Raw genomic sequence first — 23794 nt, forward strand, 5'->3', positions numbered from 1 at the left:
GACCCGACCCGAGACGAGGACGACCATGACCGCCGAAGCGCCTATCGAGACCCCTTCGGCGGGTCGCCCCGTCCGGTACACGACCGTCGCCGTCGTCCTGCATTGGCTGATCGCCGCCGCCATCGTCTTCCAGATCATCCTGGGCTGGCGGATGGGCGACGAGCCCAAGGGGCCGGCGACCTACGCGATCTTCCAGTTGCACAAGTCGATCGGCATCACGATCCTGCTGCTCAGCCTGGCGCGCCTGGCCTGGCGGCTGTTCCACCAGCCGCCGCCGCATCCCGCGACCCAGGCCCGCTGGGAGACGATCGCCTCCAAGATCGTGCACGCGGGCTTCTACGTGATCATGATCGGCCTGCCGCTGACCGGCTGGATCATCGTCTCGGCCAGCCGGCTGACCATCCCGACCGTGCTGTACGGCGCGATCCCCTGGCCGCACCTGCCGTTCCTGCCCGAGCTGGCGGCCGGTCCCAAGCACCTGTGGCACGAGATCGGCGAGAACGCCCACGGCCTGCTGGTCAAGCTGACCTACGGCCTGTTGGCCCTGCACCTGGGGGCGGTGGCCAAGCACCAGATCCTCGACCGCGACGCGGTATTGGGCCACATGGCGCCGGGCGCCAAGCCCGGCTGGCTGGAGCCGCGCGCCTGGCTGGCCGCCGCCGGCCTGGTCGCCGTGGTCTTCGCCGGCTACGCGTACAAGCCGGCGCTGAAGGCCAAGGTCCCCGCCGCCCCGGCCGACATCGCCGACGCCCAGGCCGGCACGCCCAGCGCCGGGCCCGCCGCCCCGGCCGAGGCCGCCACGGCCGTCCCGACCCCGATCACGCCGCCCGCCGAAACCGCCGCCCCGGCCGAGCCGGACAAGGCCCTGAAGGATCCCGTCGCCTGGGCCGTGGCCAAGGGCTCGACCCTGAACTTCTCGGCCACGTGGGCCGGCGACGCCATCGAGGGCCAGTTCAAGCGCTGGACCGCCGACATCCTGTTCTCGCCGGACGCCCCGGACCGCTCCAAGCTGACCGTCAGCATCGACATGGGCTCGGCCGCCACCGGCGACGACCAGCGCGATTCCAGCCTGCCCAGCGGGGACTTCTTCGACACGGCCGCCCATCCCAAGGCGACCTTCACGGCCAGCAAGTTCCGCAAGACCGGCGAAGGCAAGTTCGTCGCCGACGGCGTGCTGGACCTGCGCGGCGTCAAGAAGCCGGTCAACCTGCCCTTCACCCTGAAGATCGATGGCGACACGGCCACGGCGCGCGGTGTAACCACCCTGGACCGGACGGCGTTCGGGGTTGGACAGGGCGAATGGGCGTCTACGGATCAGATCGGCGGCAAGGTGAAGGTCAACTTCGCCATCACAGCCAAGCGGAAATAGCGGCCGCCGCCCGGGCGCTGGCGGACGGCGCCCTGGTGCTGCTGCCGACCGAGACGGTCTACGGCCTGGGCGCCGACGCCGCCAACCCCGCGGCCGTGGCCGCGATCTTCGAGGCCAAGGGCCGCCCGCGCTTCAACCCGCTGATCGCCCATGTCCACGACGCGGAGACCGCGGCCCGCATCGCCGTCTTTGACGACCGCGCCCGGGCCCTGGCCGCCGCCTTCTGGCCCGGACCGCTGACGATCGTCGCCCCGATCCGCGACGTGGCCGCCGTTTGCGACCTGGCCCGGGCGGGGCTGGACACCGTGGCCATCCGCGTGCCCGGCCATCCGTTGTCGCGCGCCGTGCTGGCGGCGTTCGGCGGGCCGGTGGTCGCGCCGTCGGCCAACCGCTCGGGCCGGCCCAGCCCGACCACCTTCGCCGACGCCTTCGCCGAGACCGGCGACAAGGCCGCCGCCGCCCTGGACGGCGGACCCTGCGCAGTGGGCCTGGAATCCACCGTCGTCGCCGTGCTCGACGGTCCGGTCCGCCTGCTGCGCCCCGGCGCGGTGACTCGCGCCCAGCTGGAGGCGGTGGTGGGACCGCTGGCCCCGGCCGACGACGACGCCAAGCGCTCGCCCGGCCGCCTGGCCCTGCACTACGCGCCCGACGCGCCCGTGCGGATCGAGGCGACCGCGCCGCGCGAGGGCGAGGCGTTCCTGGCGTTCGGGCCGTGGCCGGCGGGAGAGGGCGTGTTCAACCTCAGCCCCTCGGGAGATCTGGCGGAGGCGGCGGCTAAGCTGTTCGCGTACCTGCGCGCCGCCGACCGGACAAGGCCCGTCGGCATCGCCGTCGCGTCGATCCCGGACGAAGGCCTCGGCGAGGCGATCAACGACCGTCTGAGACGGGCGGCCGGGTTCGTGGGATAAGAGCCGATGAAATTCCGCATCATGTATCTTGAAGACAAATCCAAGGGCCTGAATGGGCCGGCCCGGATCGGGCGTGTCCGCCTCTCCAAGACGGGCGAGACCCTCTACTACGGTGGCCGCACCTTCGAGGCGCTGCGGAACTCGGGCCTGAAGGCCAATTTCAGCGACGCCGAGACCGGCCAGCCCTTCTGGATCGCCAAGGCGCGCAAGGGCGGCGACGACCGGCTCTACAAGGGCGCGGGCGATCCGCCGGTGATCGACGACGACGTGCGCGAGGAATACTGGCGCGACGTCCGGGGCATGCCGGATCCGTTGGGGGGCTAGGATCCGCGGACGACGGCGAGATGAGCGCCCGGGAGCCGCCCTCGTCCTTCGACAAGCTCAGGATGAGGGCTACTGTTGCGACGTCGGCACTCGAATTCCTCATCCTGAGCTTGTCGAAGGACGAGGCATTCGCGTCGTGACGCCTAGGAGCCATGGCCCCTAGTCCACCGCCGAGCGGACGTCGGTCATCCGAAAGTCGTCGCCCTTGTAGAGCAGCGGCGCATCCAGCGACTTGGCCAGGGCGTAGGCGAAGCAGTCGGCCAGATTCAGGCGGGCGGGATGGCGGCCCTTGCCGAACTGGAGATAGGCTTCGAGCGCAGCCGCTTCTATCGCGGGCTCGCGCGCGACCTGGACACGGTAGGCGGTGAGCCAGGCGCCGATCGTGTCGCGCGAGGTGAACAGCTTGTGCGTGGTCAGCACGACGCCTGTCTCGACGTAGTTCATAGGCGAGATCAGGATTTCGTTGGCGGCTTCCAGGGCGTGGATAAACGGGCCTCGGTCTGGCTCGCGCAAGGCGATGGCGACCAGGGCCGAGCTATCGACGACAAGCCTCATTCGTCGTCCAGGCCAGGGATCTCGTTAATCTCGTCGAAGTCGGCCTTGGTGATCGGCGGGATGAGACCGGCGCGCGCTTCCGGCGTCAGGTATTTCCAGGTGATCGCGTCCATTTCCGCGACGCTGCGCGGCTTGTGGCGTGGAGCCGCTGCGCGTTTGGCCTCCAACCGCTCCTTCACCGCGACTTCGACGGCGGTGGTCAGGCTCTCGCCGGTCAGTTCGGCCAGTTCGCGCACCGCGCGTTCGGCCTCGGGGTTCTTGATCAGGATGCCCATGCCGGTCTCCGTATAGACGGCAGTATATACTGACAGCGACCGCCCAGAAAGCGTATCCTCCGCGCCCATGACCAAGCCTGTTCCCGCCGACACCCTGTCCCGCCTGAAGGCCGTGCTCGGCGAAGGCGGGTGGAGCCAGGATCCCGACCGCCTGACCCCCAAGCTGCAGGAGTGGCGCGGCCGCTGGACCGGCGAGACGCCGCTGCTGGCCCTGCCGCGCTCGACGGCGCAGGTCGCGGCGGTGGTCGGCGTCTGCGCGGCCGACGGCGTGGCCATCACTCCGCAGGGCGGCAACACCGGCCTGGTCGCCGGCCAGATCCCGCACGGAGAGATCCTGCTCTCGACCGAGAAGCTGACGGCCGTGCGCGACGTCGACGCCTTCGACGACGTGATGGTGCTGGAGGCGGGGGTGACCCTGGCCAGGGCCCACGAGGTCGCCCTGTCGGTCAACCGCCGCTTCCCGCTGAGCCTGGCCTCGGAGGGCTCGTGCACGATCGGCGGCCTGGCCTCGACCAATGCCGGCGGCACGGCGGTGCTGCGCTATGGCGTGATGCGCGACCAGATCCTGGGGATCGAAGCGGTGCTGCCCAACGGCGAGGTCTGGAACGGCCTCAAGCGGCTGCGCAAGGACAACACCGGCTATGACCTCAAGCACCTGCTGATCGGGGCCGAGGGCACGCTGGGGATCATCACCGCCGCCAGCCTGAAGCTCTATCCGCGGCTGGCCTCGCGCTGCGTGGCCATCGCCGCCGTCGCCACGCCGCACGACGCCATCGCCCTGCTGGCCCGGGCCAAGGACGAGACCGGGGGCGCGGTCGAGGCCTTCGAGCTGATGAGCCGCCTGGGCGTGGCCTTCGCCCTGAAGAACATTCCCGGCCTGCGTGAACCGCTGGAGGCGGTGCACCCCTGGTACGTGCTGGTCGAGACCGCCTCGGGCGAACCCGGCGCGGCCGAGGCGGCCATGGAACGGCTTCTCGCCGGGGCGCTGGAGCGCGGCCTGATCCAGGACGCGGCTGTCGCGCAATCCGACGCCCAGGCCCACGCCTTCTGGGCCGTGCGTGAAAACCAGTCCGGCGGCCAGAAACCCGAGGGCGCGGCCTGGAAGCACGACATCTCGGTGCCGGTCTCCAAGGTCGCCGACTTCATCGACCAGGCCACGGCGGCGGTGGAGAGGCTGTCGCCCGGCGTGCGGGTCGTGGCCTTCGGCCATGTCGGCGACGGCAACGTCCATTACGACGTGCTGCGGCCGGACGGCGGTTCGGACGACGCCCATGACTCCCTGCGCGATGCGGGCGCACGGATCGTCCACGACATCGTCGCGGCGATGGACGGTTCGATCAGCGCCGAGCACGGCCTGGGGGCGATGAAGTCGGCCGAGGCCCTGCGCTACAAGAGCGCCGTCGAGATCGAGGCCCTGCGCGCCGTCCGCTCGGCCCTGGATCCGCGGCGGATCATGAACCCGTGCGTGCTGTTCTAGCGTTCGGACCGGGTTCTAAGCCGCGCCGTCCGTCTGCTTCGCCGCCAGGGCCGCCTTCCGGGCGCGCCGGACGCTGACGCACACGAAGATCGAGGCCAGGGCGCCGACCGGGATCGTGGCCTTGTAGAAGCCGGGCTGCTGGCCCGGACCCAGCAGGTTGATCGCCATAGGCAGGAAGCCCCACTCGCCCGTGGAGGCCCGCATCCAGAACGCCCCGATGCCGACGAAGCACAGCACCGCCCAGGCGATGCGCCACTTCAGCCCCGGCGTGCGGATCACCAGGAACAGGCCCACGAACATCACCAGCGGGCAGGTCAGGGCGGCCAGGAGGCCAAGAAGCGGGGGCATCGGTCATGGTCCGGCGAAAGGGCGGGCAACATCGCGGCGGGCGGGCCCATTGTCCAGCCTCGCACTAGCCCTGGCCGTCCCGAGCCTCTATCTGCACCGCCATGCTGATGGTCATCTCTCCCGCCAAGTCGCTGGACTTCACCGCGCCCGACCAGGTGCTGCCGCTCACCACGCCCGAGCTGAAGCCCCAGATCGCCGAGTTGGCCAAGGCGACGCGCAAGCTGACGGTCGCCGACCTGCGCCGGCTGATGCACATCTCCGAGAAGCTGGCGGTGCTGAACCATGGGCGTTTCCAGGACTTCGACGCCCAGGTCGAGGACGGCCTGCAGGCGGTGATCGCCTTCAACGGCGACGTCTATGCCGGGCTGAACGCCCGCGAGCTGGATCGTCCGGCCCTGGACTGGGCCCAGGACCACCTGCGGATCCTGTCGGGCCTGTATGGCGTGCTGCGGCCGCTGGACGCCCTGCAGGCCTACCGCCTGGAGATGGGCACGCGGCTGAAGACCAAGCGTGGCGCCAACCTCTACGACTTCTGGGGCGAGACCATCGCCAAGACCCTCAACGCCGCCGCCCAGGATCACGCCGACCCGACCCTGGTGAACCTGGCCAGCCAGGAATATTTCGGGGCCGTCGACGCCAAGGCCCTCAAGCTGCCGACCGTGACCTGCCACTTCAAGGAAGAGAAGGGCAACACCCTGCGGGTGCTGGGCTTCTTCGCCAAGAAGGCCCGCGGCCGCATGGCCCGGTTCGCGATCGACAACCGGATCGACCGGGCCGACGACCTCAGGGCCTTCGACCTGGACGGCTACCGCTACCGCGCCGATCTCTCGACCCCGGCCGACTGGGTTTTTGCTCGCCTCCAGCCCTGAATTCATCTATCGATGAAATTATATAGGCTGCGCTGATCGCCGGTGTACTTGGGCGAGCGCCAGCTGTATGTTGCGCTGCAACATGGTGTGCGGTGAGCGCAAGGAGAGGCCGATGGCCGTGGATTTCGGTTTGCAGGGGCAGGTCGCGATCGTGACCGGTTCGACCAGCGGCATCGGCCACGCCATGGCCGACGCCCTGGCCGCACAGGGCGTCAACATCGTCCTCAATGGCCTGGGCGAAATGACCGCCATCGAGAAGACCCGCGGCGCCCTGGCCGAGAAGCACGGGGTCGAGGTGCTCTACAACGGCGCCGACATGACCAAGCCCGGCCAGATCGCCGAGATGGTGGCCGCGGCCAAGGCCGAGTTCGGCGAGCTGGACATCCTGGTCAACAACGCCGGCGTCCAGCACGTGGCCCCGATCGAGGACTTCCCGGTCGACCAGTGGGACCTGATCATCGCCATCAACCTGTCGTCGGCCTTCCACGCCACGCGCGCGGCCGTGCCGATCATGAAGGAGCAGGGGCGCGGACGGATCGTCAACATCGCCTCGGCCCACGGTCTGGTCGCCTCGCCGTTCAAGAGCGCCTATGTGGCCGCCAAGCACGGCATCCTGGGCCTGACCAAGACCGTCGCGCTGGAGACCGCCACCTTCGGGATCACCTGCAACGCCATCTGCCCGGGGTTCGTGAAGACCCCGCTGGTCGAGGCCCAGATCGTCGACCAGGCCAAGGCCCGGGGGATCTCGGAAGAGGCGGTGATGAAGGATGTGATCCTGGCCGCCCAACCGACCAAGCAGTTCGTCACCTTCGACCAGTTGAACGGCATGCTGCTGTACCTGGTTTCCGACGCGGGGGCCTCGGCCAACGGCGCGGCCTTCAGCATCGACGGCGGCTGGACGGCGCAGTAGCGGTCATCGCGCCGGGGACATGCCCTTGCGGCGTGTCGCCTGATCAGGCTCGGTGATTTCTGATGGGGACACGCCGCAAGGGCATGTCCCCGGCCATGGATCGAGAACGCCCCATGCCCATCCCGCCGTTCAAGAAGAAGCCTTCCGGTCCCCGACCCATCGCCCTGGCCCTGCAGGGCGGCGGCTCGCACGGGGCGTTCGAGTGGGGCGTGCTGGACCGCCTGCTCGAGGAGGAGGACCTGGAGATCCAGGCGGTGACCGCCGCCTCGGCCGGGGCGATGAACGCCGTCTGCCTGGCCCAGGGGCTGATCGACGGCGGCCGCGACGGGGCCAAGGCTCGGCTCGAACGGTTCTGGAAGCAGGTCAACCGCAACGGCGGCCGCAACGTGTTCGGCGACACCAGCATCTGGACCAACGCCTTCGCCGGCGGGGCCGACTGGCTCAAGAACAGCCCCGGCTGGCGGCTGGCCGAGACCTTCGCCCTGTCGATGAGCCCCTACGAGTTCAATCCGTTCAACCTGAACCCGCTGCATGACGTCCTGGAAGGCGAGATCGATTTCAAGGCCCTGCGCGAGCGATCGCCGATCAAGCTGTACATCGCCGCCACCCAGGTGCGCACCAGCCGGTCCAAGGTGTTCCGCGAGACCGAGCTGACCGCCCGCCACATCCTGGCCAGCGCCTGCCTGCCCCAGGTGTTCCAGGCGGTGGAGATCGACGGTGAGCCCTACTGGGACGGCGGGTTCCTGGCCAATCCGCCGCTGTGGCCGCTGTTCTACGACGATACGCCCGACGACATCCTGCTGGTCAGCCTCAACCCGTTCGTCCGCGACGAGACGCCCAAGACGCCGGGCGAGATCATGGACCGGCTGAACGAGATCACCTTCAACGCCGCCCTGGCCAGCGAACTGCGGGCCATCGGCTTCGTACAGAAGCTGCTGGACGAAGGCCTGCTGAAGGACAACGCCCGCGGCCGCTACCGGCGGATGCTGATGCACGCCATCACCGCCGACAAGGCTCTGGCCGACCTGTCGCTGGGCAGCAAGTTCGACACCGAATGGGGCTTCCTGACCGACCTTCGGGAGCGCGGATACAAGGCCGCCGACGACTGGCTGGGCCATTGCCTGACCCAGGTCGGGGTCAGTTCCAGCCTGGACCTGAAGGCGGGGTTTCCGTGATGAAGTCGGGGACAGGCGCATGCGCCTGTCCCCAGTCGCCGTGTCCCCAATCGCTTGACGCGGCCCGAACGGAGCGTATCTGACGCCCATGTCTCGCGCTTCCGCCGCCGTCGCTCCGACCGCTTCCGAGTTCCCTGTCCCCACCGTCGGCGTCGTCTGCCTGCGTGGCGACCAGGTGCTGCTGATCAAGCGCGGCACGCCGCCGCGCCTGGGCCAGTGGAGCCTGCCCGGCGGCCGACTGGAGCGCGGCGAGACCACGGCCGTGGCCGCCTTGCGCGAACTGGCCGAGGAGACCGGCGTCCAGGCGCAGTTGCTGGGCCTGATCGACGTGGTCGACGGTCTGTTCACCTCGCCGGCCACGGGCGAGACCACCCGCCACTACGTGATGATCGACTACGCGGCGCGGTGGATCTCGGGCGAACCGGTGGCCGGCGACGACGCGGCCGAGGCCCGGTTCGTGCCGCTGGAGGAGGCGCTGGCCATGGTGGAGTGGGACGTGACCCGCCAGGTGATCGCCGAGACGTTCGAGCGGTTCGGCGGATAGCCGTCCCTCTGAAGGGACAGCGTGTGCCGACCGTCAGGGTTGAGACTAAAGCTGGACCGTGTCGTCTAAAAAATGTCCATATAAATTAGCCGCTTGCGGAACCCTTTGACCGGTGACAAGCTTTTTCTGCCGACAGCCTGCGCATCAGACCGGGGCGTCGCCAGAGGAAACGACGGATGACTCCGCAAGACATCGCGGGCCTGGCCCCGCCCAGAGGCATGCTGGCCCTGATCGCGATGATCCTGACCACGATGGCCGCCTGTTTCTGGACGTCGGAGGCCGAGGTCCAGCCGGACGCCCTGCGGCGGGATTGAGGGTTACCGGAGACCTCGAAATCAGGTCTGCACCTCCGGCAGCATCCGTTGAAAGTGCGCCTCGACCTGGTCGTGGCATTCGCAGGCCCGGCGCTCCAGGCGAGGCCGATCGAGGATCTCGATACGGCCGCGACCGGTCCGGATCAGACCCTCGTCCTGCAGGGCCTTGGCCACAGCGGTGACCGTGGTGCGCTGCACGCCCAGCATGTCGGCCAGGGTCTCCTGGGTCAGGCGGATCGTGGCGTCGTTGGCCCGGTCGTGGGTCGACAGCAGCCAGCGGCACAGGCGCTGGTCGATGCTGTGCAGGGCGTTGCAGGCCGAGGACTGCATCATCTGGGCCAGCAGCACGTCGGCATAGCGGGCGAACAGGTCGGCCAGGGCCGGCGAGCGCAGCTTGGCCTCCTCCAGCCGATGGGTGGGAATGCCGAGAGCGGAGCCGGGGATGCGGACCACGGCGCGGCCGTAGGCGGGCTTGAAGCCGGCGCTGACGATGCCGCCGATCGCCCCTTCGCGACCGATCGAGGCGACCTCGATCTCGTCGCCGTCGCGGGTGATCACCAGCAGCGAGATCATGGTCGAGTAGCAGGGCAGGACGGTCTCGACGACGTCGTCGCCGGCGTCGAACAGGGTCTGGCCGGTGGTCAGGGCCCGGGGCGACAGGTGCGGCGCCAGCATCGCCAGATCGTCGGGGCGCAGGGCCGCCAGCAGGCGATTGCCGGCGCAGCCCGGCGGCAGGGTCGCGCCCATGACAGACAGTTCAGCGGTATCGGCCACGTTCGCCTCCTGAAAAACAGCCGAGCTTTCTCAGGAGCAAAGCGCACGACGAGGTGATCAGTTTCCTGATCGCCCTCGCGCCCGCTTGAAGTTCAGCTCAGCAGGGTCGGCTTGTGCAACTGGCCGGTGTCGTCCTGCAGATGCATGCGGACCGGAAGGCCCACGCCGGTCACCTGTTCGGCCAGGCGGCGGGCCGCGGTCTCGGCCTGTCGACGGGTGGTGTAGGCGCCAACTCGAAGCTGGTCGCCGATGATGGCCCAGGTCTCCCCAACGCGGACCACTCCATAGTGCACTTCAGCCATGACGACCTCCCTGCGCGTGTTGTTCCCCACGTTATCCACAGGGTCGCTCCGATCGATGGCCTTCGCAAGGCCTGTCGGAGTCTTTTGTGCATCCACACGGTTAACCCCAGACGCCGAGGCCGTGACAGCACCCTTTCCCGTGGCGATAATGCGGTGATGAAACGCCTGTCGCTCAACGCCTTGCTCGCGCTTTCCGTCTTGGCCGGAGGGCTGGTCGCAAGCGGCGCCGCCCTGGCCCAGGACCGAAGCCCGGCGGAACGCCAGACCCTGCTCGACCTGGCCTTCACCCTGGGCGAGAGCCACGCCCTGCGGCAGGTCTGCGAAGGGGCGGGCGACCAGTACTGGCGGGCGCGGATGATGCGGCTGGTCGAGGTGGAGAAGGCCGACCAGGCCTTCGACGCCCAGCTGCGCGACCGGTTCAACACCGGCTTCGCCGCCGGCCAGGGCCAGTTCACCGAATGCGGCGAAGCCAGCCTGCGGGCCGAGCAGCAGGCGGCCGTCAAGGGGCGGACCCTGGCGGCCAGGCTGGCCCGCTCGATGCGGACCCGGACGCCTTCGGACCAAGCGGCGCCGGATTCCGTGGCGGGCAACTGAGCCACGCGCTAGGGTCTCTTCCATCGGTTGTGGGAGGCTATCCAGTGCTGTCTTTCCTTGTTCCGCTGGTGCTCGTGGCGCTGGCGCTGTTCCTTGTCGTCAACGTCATCAAGATCGTGCCGCAGGGGCGCGAGTTCACCGTCGAGCGGTTCGGCCGCTACACCCGCACGCTCAAGCCCGGCATCAGCATCCTGACCCCCTTCGTCGAGAGCATCGGCCGGCGGGTCAACATGATGGAGCAGGTGCTGGACGTCCCCCAGCAGGAGGTCATCACCAAGGACAACGTCTCGGTGAAGGTCGACGCCATCGTCTTCATCCAGGTGATGGACGCCTCGCTGGCCGCCTACCGGGTCGACAACCTGATGTACGCCATCACCCAGCTGGCCCAGACCAACCTGCGCACCGTGGTCGGCTCGATGGAGCTGGACGAGGTGCTCAGCCAGCGCGACCAGATCAACACCCGGCTGCTGTCGACCATCGACCACGCCACCGGCCCCTGGGGGGTGAAGGTGGCGCGGATCGAGATCAAGGACCTGACTCCGCCGGCCGACATCACCAACGCCATGGCCCGGCAGATGAAGGCCGAACGCGAGCGTCGCGCCGTGATCACCGAGGCCGAGGGCGAGAAGCAGTCGCAGATCGCCCGCGCCGAGGGCCAGAAGCAGTCGGCCATCCTGCAGGCGGAGGGCCGGCGCGAAGCCGCCTTCCGTGACGCCGAGGCCCGCGAGCGGGAAGCTGAAGCGGAAGCCAAGGCGACGGCCTTCGTGTCGGAGGCCATCTCCAAGGGCGACGTCAACGCCATCAACTACTTCATCGCCCAGAAATACGTCGAAGCCTTCGGCGACCTGGCCCGTTCGCCCAACGCCAAGACGGTGATCGTGCCCGCCGACTTCGCCGGCCTGACCGGCACGGTGGCCGGCGTCGCCGAGCTGGTGAAGACCCTGGGCGGCGCCGACGGCGGGACTCGCCCGGCCGTCCCGCCAACATCGAAGCGTGGAGCCTGACGCCATGGGCGGCCTAATGGCGTTCTATGCGACCCACCCGTTCTGGGTCTGGCTGGCGGTCGCGGCGATCTTCCTGGCGGTCGAGGTGGCGACGGGCACCGGCTGGCTGCTGTGGCCGGCCGCCAGCGCCTTCCTGGTGGGGCTGCTGACCCTGGTCGCGCCCCTGGGCCTGCCGGTCGAGCTCGTGCTGTTCGCGGTGCTGACCATCGCGACCACCTACCTGGCCCGGCGGTTCCTCAAGCCGGTGCTGGACGCCAAGAACCCCGACCTCAACGACCCGTCGCTGCGCCTGGTCGGCCGCGACGGCGAGGTGCTGGACGCCTTCGTCAACGGCAAGGGCCGGGTGTTCGTCGACGGCAAGGAATGGGCTGCGGTCGCTCCCGACGGCGAGCCGCCGGCGGCCGGCCAGAAGGTCCTGGTCGTGGCCGTCGACGGCGCGGTGCTGACGGTGAAGTGACGAGGCCGGGGACACGCCCTTGCGGCGTGTCCCCACCTTCACGCGTGAGAAAGATCCACGCCTTGGCGTCGGGGACGAGGTAGGGGACACGCCGCAAGGGCGTGTCCCCGGCCCGCCTACACCTTCAGCCGGTACCCGGTCTTGAACACCCACCACACCGCCGTCAGGCAGGCGGCCAGGAAGCACAGCGTGGCGCCGAAGCTGACGATCGGGTTCAGGTCCGAGACGCCGTAGAAGCTCCAGCGGAAGCCGCTGACCAGGTAGACCACGGGGTTGAACAGCGTGATCTTCTGCCAGATCGGCGGCAGCATGCTGATCGAATAGAAGCTGCCGCCCAGGAAGGTCAGGGGCGTGACCACCAGCATCGGCACGATCTGCAGCTTCTGGAAGTCGGTGGCCCAGACGCCGATCACGAAGCCGAACAGGCTGAAGGTGATCGCCGTCAGGACCAGGAAGCCCAGCATCCAGAACGGGTGGGAAATCTCGTAGGGCACGAAGATCCGGGCCGTGGCCAGGATCAGCAGGCCCAGGCACACCGACTTGGTCGCCGCCGCCCCGACATAGCCGATCACCGTCTCGATCCATGAGACCGGAGCCGACAGCAGTTCGTAGATCGTCCCGGCCCACTTGGGCATGTAGATGCCGAACGAGGCGTTGGAAATGCTCTCGCCCAGCAGCGACAGCATGACCAGGCCGGGGATGATGAAGGCAGCGTAGCTAACGCCGTCGATGGCCTGCATCCGCGAGCCGATCGCCGAGCCGAACACCACGAAGTACAGCGAGGTCGACAGCACCGGCGAGATCACGCTCTGGGCCAGGGTGCGGAACCAGCGGGCCATCTCGAAGCGGTAGATGGACTTGATGGCGTGGATGTTCATTGCGGCGCCCTCACCAGGCTGACGAAGATGTCTTCCAGCGAGCTCTGGCTGGTGTGCAGGTCCTTGAAGTCGACGCCCTCTTCGGAGAGCCGGCGCAGCAGGCCGGCGATGCCGGTCTCCTCGGCCTGGGCGTCGAAGGTGTAGACCAGCTCGTGGCCGTCGGCCGCCAGCTCCAGCGGATACTCCGAAAGCCTGGCGGGGATGGCCTCCAGCGGGCTCTGCAGCTGCAGGGTCAGCTGCTTTTTGCCCAGCTTGCGCATGAGCACGTCCTTGTCCTCGACCAGGATGATCTCGCCCTTGCTGATCACCCCGATCCGGTCGGCCATCTCTTCGGCCTCCTCGATATAGTGGGTGGTCAGGATGATGGTGACGCCGCTTTCGCGCAGCTTGCGGACCATCTCCCACATGTCGCGGCGCAGCTCGACGTCGACGCCGGCGGTGGGCTCGTCCAGGAACAGGATGGTCGGCTCGTGGCTCAGGGCCTTGGCGATCATCACCCGCCGCTTCATGCCGCCGGACAGCGCCATGATCTTGCTGTCCTTCTTGTCCCACAGGGACAGGTCGCGGAGGATCTTCTCGACATAGGCCGGGTTGGGCGCCTTGCCAAACAGGCCGCGGCTGAAATTGGTGGTGGCCCAGACGGTCTCGAAGGCGTCGGTGTGCAACTCCTGCGGCACCAGCCCGATCTTGGTCCGGGCGGCGCGGTAGTCCTTGACCACATCGTGGCCGTCGGCGGTCACCGAGCCGGTGCTGGGATTGACGATGCCGCAGATGATGCTGATCAGCGTGGTCTTGCCGGCCCCGTTGGGGCCTAGCAAGGCGAAGATCTCGCCCTTGCGGATGTCGAGATCGACGGTCTTCAGGGCCTGGTGGCCGGAAGCATAGGTCTTGGTCAGACCGGAAACGGAAATGATCGCCATGGAGCCCCTGGGTGCGCGGCCGTCCCGCCCTGGAACCGGGCCGCCAGAGCCAGATGGGGCCCGGTCGGCGACTTGGCTAGGGCTGATCAGGCTTATGAGCGGAAGTTTGTCAGGCTATGTCCACCACCGCGGCCGGGTCCACCGCCCGCCTGTACCCCCAGTCGGTCCTGACCGTCGCGCCATCCTTGGCCGCCGAGTCCAGGATCGCCTGCATCAGCCGCATGTCCTGCAGGCCTTCCTCGCCCGGTGAGACCATCGGCGCCTTGCCGCGCACCACGTCGGCCATCCAGTCCATCTCGCGGGCGAACTGGTCGACGGGCGGGGCGGGGACCGGCGGCTGGGCCTGGCCGCCCTTGACCACGGTCAAGCGGTTGCCGCCGTAGAAGGCGGCCGGATCGGCCACCAGCCGGCCCTGCTCGCAGATCGCCTCGAAGGCCATGGTTGGGGCGTAGGCGAACGAGGTGGAGCCGTTGGCGATCACGCCCGACGGGAAGCGGAACTGCCAGTTGATCAGGTCCTGCGTCTCCTTGAAGCGGGGATCGGCCGGGTCGGTCCAGGCCCAGGCCTGCACCGCGACCGGCTCCTCGTTCAGCAGGTAGCGGGCGGCGCTGATTCCGTAGACGCCCATGTCGCCCAGGGCGCCGGCGCCCGACAGGGCGGCGTTCAGCCGCCAGGCGTCGGACGGGTCCGAGGGGTCGGCCTGCCGGCCCATGGTGGTGTTGATCTGCCGCACGCGGCCCAGCGACTTGGCGCGCAGCCGGCGCATGACGTCCAGGTTCAGCGGCTCGTAGTGGCAGCGATAGGCGATCATCAGGTGGCGGTTCGCGGCCTTGGCGGCGGCGATCATCGCCTCGGCGTCGGCGATGGTGGTGGCCATCGGCTTCTCGCACAGCACGTGCTTGCCGGCCTTCAGCGCCTTGATCGTGTGCTCGGCGTGCAGCGCATTGGGCAGGACGATGTAGACGACCTGGATGCGCGGGTCCTGGGCCATGCGGTCGTAGTCGTCATAGCCGTAGACCGCGTCGGCCGGCAGGCCGTTCTCGGCGGCGACGCGGCGGGCCTTGTCCGGATGGCCGCTGACCACGGCGGCCAGTCTGGCGCCTTTGGCGACCTTCAGGCCGGGGATCAACTGACCCAGGCTCAGCTTGCCCAGGCCGACGATGGCGAAGCCGACCTTGTCGGTCTCCGGCCCCGCGGCCCTGGCGCCGGCGGGCGCCAGGGCCGCGGCTGCGCCGGCCGCGCCCAGCAGGCTACGTCTGGAAATGGGGTTCGGCATGAGAACTCCTTCGGCTTTGAGACAAGGGCTGGAAAACCTGTCCGAGGATGGCCCGCATAGGGGCGCGTCTCAGGAGACGGTCGCGAGGCGACGCCGTGCGCGATCAGGATCGTCAGGGCGCAGGCCGATACCCGCATGACGTTTGCTCCCGCGATCCTCCGGTCTCGGCGGCCGGAGGTTTCGGAGCTTAGGATAGCGCCGAATGTTAGCGTTACCAGCACAATGTTCGATTGAGCGGCGACGGCGGGCCGAAACGCAAACAGCGCCCGTGCCGAGGGGGAGGGCACGGGCGCTGCGCTTCTAAGGACGCTGGGGCCGGCCGGGGGGGGAGAAGCCGGGTTGTCCGCGTCGAAGAAGAGATTGGGATGCGAACCGGGCTTCGCAACGGCGCGACCAAGGTCATTTCGCGGCGAGTTCGTTTCAGGCCGTCAAACTTGTTGCCGCTGAAGGTTCGGCCTCGGCGTGCGGCGCGATCATCGTCATGGCCTTGAGCTTGGCCGCCAGGGTTGCGCGGTCGTCGACCCGCTCCAGGCGGATGGTGTTCTTGGCCATGCCCATCGACATCACCGCGCGGAACGCCACCAGGTCGCCGGGAGCGGCCGTGAAGCGCTCCTCGACGGGTCGGTTCTGCGACGCGGCCAGGCCGCCGAAGCCGGCCGCCAGGACGTGCGCCCCGGGCGCGATCGACAGCGCCGTGAAGCGCGGGCTCTTCAGCTGGGCCGCGGCGACGCCGTCCAGCAGCAGGTTCAGGCCGACCGCCTTGCCGACGAAGCCCTCGCGGAACACGATCAGCAGGGCCTGGCCCGGCTCGGCGCGAAAGGCCAGGGCGGCTTCCTTCTGGGCCGGGGTGGCGGCCTTGGAGCCCTTGGTCCCGACCAGGTTGGCCATCGCGAAGGTGGTGATCGCGCCGAAGATCAGGCCTGGCAGCCAGATCGGAGAGCTGGGCGGCTGGCCGCTCGCCGAGGCCGCGAAGCCCAGGACGAAGCTGAGGGCCACACTGACGACGAGGCCGGTGACGACGGCGGGAACATACTTGGTCATGGACGTCCTGGCTGAGGTGGAAGGCGCAACCCTAGGCTGGATTTCGCCGGGCTCCAAGACACGTCCTATCCCCGAATCGCGCCCGGTAGGCCTGGGGCGTCGTGGCCAGGGACTTGCGGAAGTGGTGGCGCAGGGCCGCCGCGCCGAAGCCGACGGTGTGGGCGATCTGTTCGACGCCGGCCGGCGTGGTCTCCAGCAGTTCGCGGGCCTGGGCCAGGCGCTCGGCCAGCAGCCAGCGGGCCGGGGTCGTGCCGGTGGCGGCCTCGAACCGCCGCAGGAAGGTGCGCGGGCTCATGCCGGCCGCGTCGGCCAGGGTCTTGACCGTGTGCTCGCGGGAGAGGTCGGCGCGCATGCGGTCTAGGATCGGCGACAGGCGCGAGGCCTCGTGGGCGGTCGGCACCGGCCGCTGGATGAACTGGGCCTGGCCGCCGTCGCGGTGCGACGGGATCACCAGCCGCCGGGCCACGATGTTGGCCGCCTCCGGGCCGAAGTCGCGGCGGATCAGGTGCAGGCCCAGGTCCAGCCCCGCGGCGCTGCCGGCCGAGGTCAGGACCTGACCCTCGTCGACATAGAGCACGTCGGGCAGCACATCGATGTCGGGATAGCGGGCGCGCAGCGTGTCGACGTGACGCCAGTGAGTGGTGGCCCGCCCCCCGGCCAGCAGACCCGCCGCCGCCAGCACGAAGACGCCCGAGCAGATCGACATCACCCGCGCGCCGTTGGCGTGGGCTGCCCGCAGGGCCTTGATCAGCGGCCGGGGCACAGGCGTATCGGCGCCCCGCCAGCCCGGGGCGATGATCGTACCGGCCCGCTCGACCAGCTCAAGCCCGCCGTCGGCGATCACCTGAACGCCGCCCAGGCCGCGCAAGGGTCCCGGCTCGATCGCGGCGGTGGCGAACACGTACCAGTCCGGGCCCATCTCGGGACGGGGCAGGCCGAACAGCTCGACCGCCACCCCGAACTCGAAGGTGCACAGGCCGTCATAGGCCAGGGCGACGACGTTTCGGTTGGCAAGTCCGGGGCAATCGGCGGGGTTTGGCATGATCTTTACGGCCTATGTCAATCCTGCCAACTAACGCCCCGCCGCCGCCTGGGGCAAGTCTTCGGCGCCCAACAGAGGAGGCCGCCATGAGCTTTGTTTCCGCCATCCCCGCCGCGCCGTCGCCGGAAGCCGCCGCCCACTTCGCCCGCCGCCTGGCCCTGGAGACCGACTGCGCCGACGTCGCTGCCGCCATGAAGGCTGGCGAGATGGACTTCGTCCTGTTGCACGTGGTCGGCTCGCCGCAGGCCTATGCCCGCCGCCATGTACCCGGCGCGATCCACCTGCGCCACGCCGAGATCACGGCCGAGCGGATGTCTGAATGGCCGGCCGACACCCTGTTCGTGGTCTATTGCGCCGGACCGCACTGCAACGGCGCCGACCGGGCCGCGCTGAAGCTGGCGATGCTGGGCCGCCCCGTGAAGCTGATGATTGGCGGGATCACCGGCTGGAGAGACGAAGGCCTGCCGTTCGCGACCGGAACATGGCCGGGAACCCTGGCGGCCTGACCGTCCTCGCTGCGGGGAACCGCGTCGCGCGCGGGGTCCATGCCAGGTCGGCCGAAGGGAGCGTTCGCATGATCACCTGCTACCTGCGCTACGTCATCGACCCCTACAGGCTGGCCGAGTTCGAGGCCTATGCGAAACTGTGGATCCCGCTGGTCAACCGGATGGGCGGGATCCATCACGGCTATTTCCTGCCCGGCGAGGGCGCCAACAACATCGCCGTGGCGCTGTTCAGTTTTCCCAGTCTGGCCGCCTATGAGGCCTATCGCGCCAGCATCCCTGGGGATCGCCGATGCCAGGAGGCCCTGGCCCTGGCCGACCGGACCCGCTGCATCGTCAGCTACGAGCGCAGCTTCATGCGTCCCGTCCTGGACGCGGACTGTGAGCGGCCGGGCGCCTAGAGGCCGCTCCAACCGTCGATCTTATGAGCCGTCGTCCAGTCGGAGAGCGTTCCGATTTTGGCCTGACCAATTCCATTATTTGAAACCAAAATTCTATTTCTCGTTGAAAACGAACGTCTTGTTTCGCAATTGAAACGAAATAAATCTAACAAAATCAATCACTTGAAAAAAATCTCCCATAAGTTCAAAAACATTTTATTCCCAAAAACATATTTATCTGAGAAATTAAACGTGGCCGGCCGGGTGGGATGACGCAAGAGGTCAGGCCAATAAGAGCCGCCGCCAAGGCGGCTCGAATACGCAAGGAGGGATATCTTGAGCTTGAGAACCGGATCCATGGGCGCCTTGAGGGTCGCGCTGCTGTCGGCCACCGTCATTGGAGGATTGCCCGCCCTTGCGGCAGCGCAGGAATCTGCCGCGCCCCAGGCTGCGTCCCAAGGCGATACGCTCGACGCGGTCGTCGTGACCGGCTTCAAGCAGAGCTACGCCAACGCCGTCCGCGCCAAGAAGAACGCCATCGAAATCACCGACGGCATCTCGTCGGACGGCCTGGGCCGCTTCCCGGACCTGAACGTCGGCGAGGCCCTGCAGCGCATCCCGGGCGTCCAGATCAACCGTGAGGCCGAGGGCCGCGACGCCACCATCAACCTGCGCGGCATGCCGGGCGAATACGCCCGCAACACCCTGAACGGCCAGTCGTTCGCCGGGCCCGCCCTGTTGCGCGACAACCAGGGCTCGCCGCTGGGCGCGTTCAACTCCGACATCTTCTCGGCCTTCGTGATCCAGAAGTCGCCGATGGCCAACACGGTGTCCGGCGGTCTTTCCGGCAATGTCGACCTGCAGATCGCGCCGGCCCTGTCGCGCAAGGACGGCGGCTTCGCCAAGCTGTCCTACGAGCACAACACCCTGGGCGACCTGAACGCCCCGGCCGCGACCCTGGGCTACAACAAGCACCTGACGGACGACTTCGCGGTGTTCGGGACGATCGCCTACAAGAAGGAAAACTTCCGCCGCGACACGATCCGGCTGAACAATTACGACTATCTGACCTCGGCGATGACGGGCCTTTCGCCCACCCAGTTCAACGCCGCTTATGGCCAGTACTTCTCCCCGACCGCCTGCGCCCTGAGCGCGACCTCGTACTGCCGCTCGCTCGGCCAGGCCCTGGGCCTGTCGCAGGCGAATGCGTCGCCCTATGTCACCAGCAACACCGGCTCGAAGGGCACGAACGGCGTCTGGGCCAACTCGGCCATCCGCCAATACACCCGCATGAACGTCGGCAAGGTCTGGTCGGGTTCGGCCGGGTTCGAATGGAAGCCGAACGACAACACCAAGATCGGCCTGATCGGTTTCAAGACCGATCGCAACCTGCCCGACACCACCCAGTATTTCATGATCAACTACGTGGCGCCGTCCTCGACCCCCGGCGCGGGCACGGTGATCACCCCGACCGGCACGCCGATCCAGACCAATGACGGCCGCTACCTGTACGAGAGCTATACGTTCAACAATATCAACGCCCTGTCCTCCACGCGCCTCTATTCGCAGCGCCAGAAGTCGGACGGGGTGATCGGCAATGTCGACTGGAGCAACGAGGACTGGCGCTTCGCCGGGGCGCTGACCCTGTCCTCGGGCTCCAACGCCTCGGTCGAGACCGAGGTCGACGTCAACAACTATACCCGCCCCGGCGGCAACGGCGTCTCCGGCTCGATCACCACCGGTTTGGACGACATCGGCGGCTTCCAATACACGACGTCGCCCACGCCGCAGAACGCGATCGCGAGCGGCCAGACCTGGACCTGGGGCGGCGCCAACGATCCCACCTCGTTCTACAACAACGGCACATCCGCCAATTCGACCAACCAGATCCAGATCCAAGGCACCGAGAGCTTCGCCAAGAACGAGCTCAACAGCGTGGCGCTGGACGTCGAACGCTTCGTCTCGCTCGGCCCGATCAAGAGCGTGCAGGCCGGCGTGCGTCTCGAGCGCGAAAAGTACGTGTCGACCGGCTACCGGGTCTATGCCTACGGCGCCCAACTGAGCAAGATCACCTCGAGCATGATGATCACCGCCCCGTTCGTGAAGGACTTCATGGGCGGCTCGGTCGACGGCTACAGCCACAACTGGCAGGTCCTGAACGTCCACGACTTCCTGAACGCCGTCCGTCCGGTCACGCCCTATCAGAGCGGCGGCCTGTCGACCCAGGGCTTCAACATCCAGTACGCCGACAGCAGCTATTACGACAAGAATTTCACCAACGAGAACGATATCAATCAGTTCTACGTCCAGGCCAAGTACGACACCCAGATCTTCGGCCACGGCGTGCGCGGCAACTTCGGCGGACGCTACGAAGACACCGACAACACCATTACGACGCTGGACCGCGTCACCCCGCCCACGGACTCGATCGGTTCGCCGAACGACTTCAAGACTGACGAATACAAGAACAAGTACCACTACTTCCTGCCGTCGGCGATCTTCGTGGCCGACGTCACCGGCGACCTGATCCTGCGCGGCGCCTATTACAAGACCTATGTGCGTCCGCACCCGCGCCAGTACTCGCCCTCGACCAAGGTCAACCCGGCCCAGATCCTCAACAACAGCCTCAGCTCGGGCTCGGTCAACGTCTATGACGTCTCGGTGGCGATCGGCAACAACAAGCTTCGGCCCTATCTGGCCGAGTCCTTCGACCTGTCGCTGGAGTGGTACAACCGCCCCAACGGCCTGATCTCGCTGGCCTATTTCCGCAAGAACATCACCGGCCGCATCGCCTCGACCTCAGATCCGGCCCTGCTGTGCCCGGCCGACGGCTCGACCTGGGGCTTCGGCGCCCTGTCGTGGGACGGCACCTACTGCAACGCCACCAGCCTCTCCAGCGCCAGCAAGCAGGTGCACGTCAACGCTAGCGGCGCCTACAACCTCGACAAGAAGACCACCGTCGAGGGCGTCGAGTTCAACATCCAGCAGAACCTCGACTTCCTGCCGGGCTTCCTGGCGAACCTCGGCGGCAGCTTCAACTACGCCTACACCATGTCCAAGAGCCCGGCGATCGCGCCTTTCCCGGGCATCTCCAAGCACAATGTCAACGTGATCGGCTACTACGAGACGCCGAAGTACGGCGTGCGCACGGTCTACAACTACCGCTCGGACTACCCGCTGAACGCCAACGGCACCTACACCGGCGGCGCCCGCTCGGTGAAGCCGCGCGGCCAGCTGGACCTGTCGGCCTCCTACAATGTGACCGACAATTTCACCCTGTCGCTGGACGCCTACAACCTGACCAACGCCAAGCGGTTCGAATACGAGAACGACCATCGGGTCTCGCGCTGGGTCGACTATGACGGTCGCACCTACACCCTGACGGCGCGCGCGACCTTCTAATCTTCACTCTCCTCGTGAAGCGCCTGAGGGCCGGTCCATTCGTGGACCGGCCTCTTTTTTCGGCCGACGACCAATCGCACCGTGAGGTGGAGCGGGACTGGAGTTCACTGCGTAAGGATCATGCGCTCGTCGCTCAAAACCCGGGCGCCCGGGGGGCACCTCATGGCGCGTTCAGTATTACATATTGCATCCTTCGTAATATCGCCGATGGATGCCCGACATGGACACGTCCTCTTCCACCCTGGCGCGGCTGAGCATCAGCCTGCCGGCCGACCTGATGGCCCAGCTCGACGCCATGGTGGCCGAGCGCGGCCTGCCCAGCCGCTCGCAAATGATCGCCGAACTGATCCGCCATGAACTGGCCGAGCACAGCGGCGAACGCCCCGACGCGGTGCTGGCCGGCACAATCACCCTGATCTATCGCGCCGAGAGCGGCCGGGTGCGTCACGCCCTGGCCCAGGCCCAGTTGGGCTACGTGAAGGAAGTGATCTCGGCCCAGAACGTCTTCCTGGAAGACGACCAGGCCATGGAGGTCCTGCTGGTCCAAGGCCCGTCCGAGCGCCTGCAGAATCTGTGTGACGACCTCCGCAAGGTGCGCGGCGTCCAACAGATCAAGCTTGTCACCACCACCGCCCTGCTGCCGCCGCTGCACTTCCACGGCGACGAGCCCGACGGAGAGGCCCCGTGAGCGACACCGCGACGCCCTACGCCGCCCAGGCTCACGCCCGCGCCCAGGCGGGAACCCGCGTCGAGGCCATGCCCACCGTCCCGGCCCGCGCCGCCGTCGACCTGCCCCCGGGCGTCCTGGCCGGCGATCTCGTCTGGGACGAGATCATCGCGCCCGGCGGCTACGCCAGCCGCCAGATCGCCCGAGGCTCGCGCCTGCGCCTGACCGACCTGGCCGGCGACGCGTCCGTCTCGCTGCTGATTTTCAACGCCGAACGCCCGATCGAGCGCCTGAACATCGCCGACACCCTGAAGGTGCAGTGGAACGGCTATCTCGGCCCGGGCCGCCTGCTGCTGTCCGACATGGGCCGGGTGCTGGCCAGCCTCGTCGAGGACGAGGCCGGCACGCACGACGCCTTCTGCGGCGCCTCAAACCAGGCCAGCAACGCCCGCAAGTATGGCGACGGCTTCAATCACGGCGCCCATCCCAACGCCCGCGACCGCTTCTCGCTGGGCGTCGCCAAGTTCGGCCTGGGTCGCAAGGACATCCACCCCTGCCTCAACCTGTTCAAGGCGGTCCGCATTGGCCAGGGAGGCGAGACGGTGATCGACGTCGGCCCCTACGCGCCCGGCCGGTTCGTGACCCTGCGCGCCGAGATGGACCTGATCGTGGTCCTGGCCAACTGCCCGCACGTGCTGGACCCCCGCCCGGACTACGCCGTCACCCCGCTGCGCGCCACCGCCTGGCGTGGGGCGGTCACGCCGCAGGACGACCCTATCCGCAACGCGACGCCCGAAGGCCTCCGCGCCTTCCTGAACGTCGAAGACTATTTTTCGCGCTGAGGACCCTGGCCATGGCGTTCGATCCCCCCGCCTTGAACGACATCATCCATGACGAGGTGGTTCCCGCCCGCGCCCCCTGGCTGCATACGGTCAAAGCGGGCCAGACGCTGCGCATCGTCGACCTGGAGGGCAACCAGGCCGTCGACTTCCTGGCCTACAGCGCCGCCGACGACGCCGAGCGCTACAGCGCCCAGGACACCATCGCCGCCCAGAACAACATCTTCCTGCGCGAGGGTTCGGTGCTGCTGTCCAACGAGGGGGCGCCGATGATGACGGTGACGGCGACGGCCGTGGCCTATCACGACACCATCGGCGGGGCCTGCTCGTGCGAGAGCAACACCCTGCGCTACGGCCATCACACCAAGGCCCAGCACGCTTGCGTCGAAAACTTCCTCGTCGCCAACGCCGGCCAGGGCCGCGGCAAGCGCGACATGGTCAGCAACGTCAACTGGTTCATGAACGTCCCCGTCGAGGTCGACGGGGCCCTGGGCATTGTCGACGGGATCTCCGCGCCCGGCCTCTATGTCGACCTGCGCGCCGAGATGGACGTGGTGGTGGTGGTCTCCAACTGCCCGCAGATCAACAATCCCTGCAACGGCTTCAATCCGACGCCGGTGCGCATGATCATCGCCCAGTAGGACCGC

The 23794-nt window shown here is 68.0% G+C and carries 28 protein-coding genes; 18 read left to right on the forward strand and 10 right to left on the reverse strand.

All coding sequences use genetic code 11. The features are described 5' to 3' along the window. The first annotated feature begins 25 nt into the window (after positions 1 to 25). Genes ASD47_RS12785 through ASD47_RS12795 form a run of 3 tightly spaced genes read left to right on the forward strand, consistent with a single transcriptional unit; the run spans position 26 to position 2601 of the window. Positions 26 to 1369 carry a YceI family protein gene (locus tag ASD47_RS12785; RefSeq protein ID WP_056756848.1) on the forward strand — a complete coding sequence of 448 codons (1344 nt, stop codon included), beginning with the start codon at positions 26 to 28 and terminating at the stop codon, positions 1367 to 1369. Next, entirely contained in the window at positions 1300 to 2277 is a 978-nt protein-coding gene (locus ASD47_RS12790) for an L-threonylcarbamoyladenylate synthase (protein WP_056756850.1), read from the forward strand. Before ASD47_RS12785 ends, ASD47_RS12790 begins: the two co-directional genes overlap by 70 nt. Before the next feature lie 6 nt (positions 2278 to 2283). Further along, a complete protein-coding gene (locus tag ASD47_RS12795) occupies positions 2284 to 2601 on the forward strand; it encodes a hypothetical protein (RefSeq protein WP_056756851.1) in 318 nt (105 codons plus the stop codon). Positions 2602 to 2760: 159 nt separating this feature from the next. Here ASD47_RS12795 and ASD47_RS12800 read toward each other — a convergent pair whose 3' ends face one another. Further along, a complete protein-coding gene (locus ASD47_RS12800; RefSeq protein WP_056756852.1) occupies positions 2761 to 3156 on the reverse strand; it encodes a type II toxin-antitoxin system VapC family toxin in 396 nt (131 codons plus the stop codon). Then, the gene (locus tag ASD47_RS12805; protein ID WP_056756853.1) at positions 3153 to 3500 is read right to left on the reverse strand and encodes a type II toxin-antitoxin system VapB family antitoxin; all 348 of its coding nucleotides are present in this window, start codon (positions 3498 to 3500) and stop codon (positions 3153 to 3155) included. Before ASD47_RS12805 ends, ASD47_RS12800 begins: the two co-directional genes overlap by 4 nt. Here ASD47_RS12805 and ASD47_RS12810 point away from each other — a divergent pair. Next, the gene (locus tag ASD47_RS12810; RefSeq protein WP_056756856.1) at positions 3499 to 4908 is read left to right on the forward strand and encodes an FAD-binding oxidoreductase; all 1410 of its coding nucleotides are present in this window, start codon (positions 3499 to 3501) and stop codon (positions 4906 to 4908) included. The genes ASD47_RS12805 and ASD47_RS12810 overlap by 2 nt on opposite strands. Before the next feature lie 15 nt (positions 4909 to 4923). On the opposite strand, the gene ASD47_RS12815 is transcribed toward ASD47_RS12810, so the two are convergent. After that, positions 4924 to 5256 (reverse strand): hypothetical protein, encoded by a 333-nt coding sequence (locus ASD47_RS12815; protein ID WP_056756858.1) that lies wholly within the window; start codon positions 5254 to 5256, stop codon positions 4924 to 4926. Positions 5257 to 5357: 101 nt separating this feature from the next. Between ASD47_RS12815 and yaaA the strand changes: the two genes are divergently transcribed. The 5 genes from yaaA (at position 5358) to ASD47_RS27145 (ending at position 9068) form a co-directional block, all read left to right on the forward strand. After that, positions 5358 to 6125 carry a peroxide stress protein YaaA gene (gene yaaA, locus ASD47_RS12820; protein ID WP_056756864.1) on the forward strand — a complete coding sequence of 256 codons (768 nt, stop codon included), beginning with the start codon at positions 5358 to 5360 and terminating at the stop codon, positions 6123 to 6125. Between the two features lie 112 nt (positions 6126 to 6237). Continuing rightward, a complete protein-coding gene (locus ASD47_RS12825; RefSeq protein WP_056756866.1) occupies positions 6238 to 7035 on the forward strand; it encodes a 3-hydroxybutyrate dehydrogenase in 798 nt (265 codons plus the stop codon). A 113-nt stretch (positions 7036 to 7148) separates the two neighbouring features. Next, entirely contained in the window at positions 7149 to 8210 is a 1062-nt protein-coding gene (locus ASD47_RS12830; protein WP_056756868.1) for a patatin-like phospholipase family protein, read from the forward strand. 88 nt (positions 8211 to 8298) lie between these two features. Beyond that, positions 8299 to 8754, forward strand: a complete 456-nt coding sequence (locus ASD47_RS12835) for an NUDIX hydrolase (protein WP_056756870.1) — start codon at positions 8299 to 8301, stop codon at positions 8752 to 8754. A gap of 176 nt (positions 8755 to 8930) precedes the next feature. After that, a complete protein-coding gene (locus tag ASD47_RS27145; protein WP_163233198.1) occupies positions 8931 to 9068 on the forward strand; it encodes a hypothetical protein in 138 nt (45 codons plus the stop codon). A 21-nt stretch (positions 9069 to 9089) separates the two neighbouring features. Here ASD47_RS27145 and ASD47_RS12840 read toward each other — a convergent pair whose 3' ends face one another. Both ASD47_RS12840 and ASD47_RS12845 read right to left on the reverse strand, forming a co-directional pair. Further along, a complete protein-coding gene (locus ASD47_RS12840) occupies positions 9090 to 9842 on the reverse strand; it encodes a Crp/Fnr family transcriptional regulator (protein WP_082564603.1) in 753 nt (250 codons plus the stop codon). A gap of 92 nt (positions 9843 to 9934) precedes the next feature. Then, positions 9935 to 10144, reverse strand: a complete 210-nt coding sequence (locus ASD47_RS12845; protein ID WP_056756875.1) for a hypothetical protein — start codon at positions 10142 to 10144, stop codon at positions 9935 to 9937. 156 nt (positions 10145 to 10300) lie between these two features. Between ASD47_RS12845 and ASD47_RS12850 the strand changes: the two genes are divergently transcribed. The 3 genes from ASD47_RS12850 to ASD47_RS12860 are packed head-to-tail and all read left to right on the forward strand — an operon-like array spanning position 10301 to position 12199. Beyond that, entirely contained in the window at positions 10301 to 10738 is a 438-nt protein-coding gene (locus ASD47_RS12850; RefSeq protein WP_056756878.1) for a TIGR02301 family protein, read from the forward strand. Positions 10739 to 10785: 47 nt separating this feature from the next. Continuing rightward, positions 10786 to 11742 (forward strand): SPFH domain-containing protein, encoded by a 957-nt coding sequence (locus ASD47_RS12855; protein ID WP_056756975.1) that lies wholly within the window; start codon positions 10786 to 10788, stop codon positions 11740 to 11742. Positions 11743 to 11746: 4 nt separating this feature from the next. After that, a complete protein-coding gene (locus ASD47_RS12860; RefSeq protein ID WP_056756881.1) occupies positions 11747 to 12199 on the forward strand; it encodes an NfeD family protein in 453 nt (150 codons plus the stop codon). Positions 12200 to 12315: 116 nt separating this feature from the next. Here ASD47_RS12860 and ASD47_RS12865 read toward each other — a convergent pair whose 3' ends face one another. The 5 genes from ASD47_RS12865 to ftrA all read right to left on the reverse strand — a co-directional run bounded on the left by ASD47_RS12865 (position 12316) and on the right by ftrA (position 17356). Continuing rightward, the gene (locus tag ASD47_RS12865; RefSeq protein WP_056756884.1) at positions 12316 to 13077 is read right to left on the reverse strand and encodes an ABC transporter permease; all 762 of its coding nucleotides are present in this window, start codon (positions 13075 to 13077) and stop codon (positions 12316 to 12318) included. Further along, positions 13074 to 13997, reverse strand: a complete 924-nt coding sequence (locus ASD47_RS12870; RefSeq protein WP_056756887.1) for an ABC transporter ATP-binding protein — start codon at positions 13995 to 13997, stop codon at positions 13074 to 13076. Before ASD47_RS12870 ends, ASD47_RS12865 begins: the two co-directional genes overlap by 4 nt. 109 nt (positions 13998 to 14106) lie before the next feature. Next, positions 14107 to 15273 carry a Gfo/Idh/MocA family protein gene (locus tag ASD47_RS12875; RefSeq protein WP_056756890.1) on the reverse strand — a complete coding sequence of 389 codons (1167 nt, stop codon included), beginning with the start codon at positions 15271 to 15273 and terminating at the stop codon, positions 14107 to 14109. 420 nt (positions 15274 to 15693) lie between these two features. After that, positions 15694 to 16314, reverse strand: coding sequence for a hypothetical protein (locus tag ASD47_RS12880; protein ID WP_056756893.1), 621 nt, complete (start codon positions 16312 to 16314; stop codon positions 15694 to 15696). Between the two features lie 31 nt (positions 16315 to 16345). Beyond that, positions 16346 to 17356, reverse strand: a complete 1011-nt coding sequence (gene ftrA / locus ASD47_RS12885; RefSeq protein WP_056756896.1) for a transcriptional regulator FtrA — start codon at positions 17354 to 17356, stop codon at positions 16346 to 16348. A gap of 86 nt (positions 17357 to 17442) precedes the next feature. Here ftrA and ASD47_RS12890 point away from each other — a divergent pair, with 86 nt between their 5' ends. The 6 genes from ASD47_RS12890 to ASD47_RS12915 all read left to right on the forward strand — a co-directional run bounded on the left by ASD47_RS12890 (position 17443) and on the right by ASD47_RS12915 (position 23788). After that, positions 17443 to 17862 carry a rhodanese-like domain-containing protein gene (locus tag ASD47_RS12890; protein ID WP_056756899.1) on the forward strand — a complete coding sequence of 140 codons (420 nt, stop codon included), beginning with the start codon at positions 17443 to 17445 and terminating at the stop codon, positions 17860 to 17862. Between the two features lie 68 nt (positions 17863 to 17930). After that, positions 17931 to 18260 carry an NIPSNAP family protein gene (locus ASD47_RS12895; protein ID WP_056756978.1) on the forward strand — a complete coding sequence of 110 codons (330 nt, stop codon included), beginning with the start codon at positions 17931 to 17933 and terminating at the stop codon, positions 18258 to 18260. 315 nt (positions 18261 to 18575) lie between these two features. Further along, on the forward strand, positions 18576 to 21641 hold the full coding sequence (locus ASD47_RS12900) for a TonB-dependent receptor (RefSeq protein ID WP_056756901.1): 3066 nt from the start codon (positions 18576 to 18578) through the stop codon (positions 21639 to 21641). A 211-nt stretch (positions 21642 to 21852) separates the two neighbouring features. Further along, positions 21853 to 22329 carry a CopG family ribbon-helix-helix protein gene (locus ASD47_RS12905; RefSeq protein WP_156402231.1) on the forward strand — a complete coding sequence of 159 codons (477 nt, stop codon included), beginning with the start codon at positions 21853 to 21855 and terminating at the stop codon, positions 22327 to 22329. After that, on the forward strand, positions 22326 to 23150 hold the full coding sequence (locus ASD47_RS12910) for an urea amidolyase associated protein UAAP1 (protein WP_056756908.1): 825 nt from the start codon (positions 22326 to 22328) through the stop codon (positions 23148 to 23150). Before ASD47_RS12905 ends, ASD47_RS12910 begins: the two co-directional genes overlap by 4 nt. Before the next feature lie 11 nt (positions 23151 to 23161). Beyond that, positions 23162 to 23788 (forward strand): urea amidolyase associated protein UAAP2, encoded by a 627-nt coding sequence (locus ASD47_RS12915; RefSeq protein ID WP_056756911.1) that lies wholly within the window; start codon positions 23162 to 23164, stop codon positions 23786 to 23788. Positions 23789 to 23794 lie beyond the last annotated feature (6 nt).

The sequence above is a fragment of the Caulobacter sp. Root1472 genome, assembly GCF_001426985.1.
GTDB classification, from domain to species: domain Bacteria; phylum Pseudomonadota; class Alphaproteobacteria; order Caulobacterales; family Caulobacteraceae; genus Caulobacter; species Caulobacter rhizosphaerae.

What these genes read in the sequence shown, in the direction of transcription:
- ASD47_RS12815 (WP_056756858.1), bottom strand. Translation starts at nt 5,256, where the DNA reads ATGCCCCCGCTTCTTGGCCTCCTGGCCGCCCTGACCTGCCCGCTGGTG.
- ASD47_RS12795 (WP_056756851.1), top strand. Translation starts at nt 2,284, where the DNA reads ATGAAATTCCGCATCATGTATCTTGAAGACAAATCCAAGGGCCTGAAT.
- ASD47_RS12905 (WP_156402231.1), top strand. Translation starts at nt 21,853, where the DNA reads ATGCCCGACATGGACACGTCCTCTTCCACCCTGGCGCGGCTGAGCATC.
- ASD47_RS12870 (WP_056756887.1), bottom strand. Translation starts at nt 13,997, where the DNA reads ATGGCGATCATTTCCGTTTCCGGTCTGACCAAGACCTATGCTTCCGGC.
- ASD47_RS12865 (WP_056756884.1), bottom strand. Translation starts at nt 13,077, where the DNA reads ATGAACATCCACGCCATCAAGTCCATCTACCGCTTCGAGATGGCCCGC.
- ASD47_RS12850 (WP_056756878.1), top strand. Translation starts at nt 10,301, where the DNA reads ATGAAACGCCTGTCGCTCAACGCCTTGCTCGCGCTTTCCGTCTTGGCC.
- ASD47_RS12785 (WP_056756848.1), top strand. Translation starts at nt 26, where the DNA reads ATGACCGCCGAAGCGCCTATCGAGACCCCTTCGGCGGGTCGCCCCGTC.
- ASD47_RS12845 (WP_056756875.1), bottom strand. Translation starts at nt 10,144, where the DNA reads ATGGCTGAAGTGCACTATGGAGTGGTCCGCGTTGGGGAGACCTGGGCC.
- ASD47_RS12875 (WP_056756890.1), bottom strand. Translation starts at nt 15,273, where the DNA reads ATGCCGAACCCCATTTCCAGACGTAGCCTGCTGGGCGCGGCCGGCGCA.
- ASD47_RS12790 (WP_056756850.1), top strand. Translation starts at nt 1,300, where the DNA reads ATGGGCGTCTACGGATCAGATCGGCGGCAAGGTGAAGGTCAACTTCGC.
- ASD47_RS12800 (WP_056756852.1), bottom strand. Translation starts at nt 3,156, where the DNA reads ATGAGGCTTGTCGTCGATAGCTCGGCCCTGGTCGCCATCGCCTTGCGC.
- ASD47_RS12830 (WP_056756868.1), top strand. Translation starts at nt 7,149, where the DNA reads ATGCCCATCCCGCCGTTCAAGAAGAAGCCTTCCGGTCCCCGACCCATC.
- ASD47_RS12810 (WP_056756856.1), top strand. Translation starts at nt 3,499, where the DNA reads ATGACCAAGCCTGTTCCCGCCGACACCCTGTCCCGCCTGAAGGCCGTG.
- yaaA (WP_056756864.1), top strand. Translation starts at nt 5,358, where the DNA reads ATGCTGATGGTCATCTCTCCCGCCAAGTCGCTGGACTTCACCGCGCCC.
- ftrA (WP_056756896.1), bottom strand. Translation starts at nt 17,356, where the DNA reads ATGCCAAACCCCGCCGATTGCCCCGGACTTGCCAACCGAAACGTCGTC.
- ASD47_RS12860 (WP_056756881.1), top strand. Translation starts at nt 11,747, where the DNA reads ATGGGCGGCCTAATGGCGTTCTATGCGACCCACCCGTTCTGGGTCTGG.
- ASD47_RS27145 (WP_163233198.1), top strand. Translation starts at nt 8,931, where the DNA reads ATGACTCCGCAAGACATCGCGGGCCTGGCCCCGCCCAGAGGCATGCTG.
- ASD47_RS12890 (WP_056756899.1), top strand. Translation starts at nt 17,443, where the DNA reads ATGAGCTTTGTTTCCGCCATCCCCGCCGCGCCGTCGCCGGAAGCCGCC.
- ASD47_RS12895 (WP_056756978.1), top strand. Translation starts at nt 17,931, where the DNA reads ATGATCACCTGCTACCTGCGCTACGTCATCGACCCCTACAGGCTGGCC.
- ASD47_RS12825 (WP_056756866.1), top strand. Translation starts at nt 6,238, where the DNA reads ATGGCCGTGGATTTCGGTTTGCAGGGGCAGGTCGCGATCGTGACCGGT.
- ASD47_RS12835 (WP_056756870.1), top strand. Translation starts at nt 8,299, where the DNA reads ATGTCTCGCGCTTCCGCCGCCGTCGCTCCGACCGCTTCCGAGTTCCCT.
- ASD47_RS12915 (WP_056756911.1), top strand. Translation starts at nt 23,162, where the DNA reads ATGGCGTTCGATCCCCCCGCCTTGAACGACATCATCCATGACGAGGTG.
- ASD47_RS12805 (WP_056756853.1), bottom strand. Translation starts at nt 3,500, where the DNA reads ATGGGCGCGGAGGATACGCTTTCTGGGCGGTCGCTGTCAGTATATACT.
- ASD47_RS12880 (WP_056756893.1), bottom strand. Translation starts at nt 16,314, where the DNA reads ATGACCAAGTATGTTCCCGCCGTCGTCACCGGCCTCGTCGTCAGTGTG.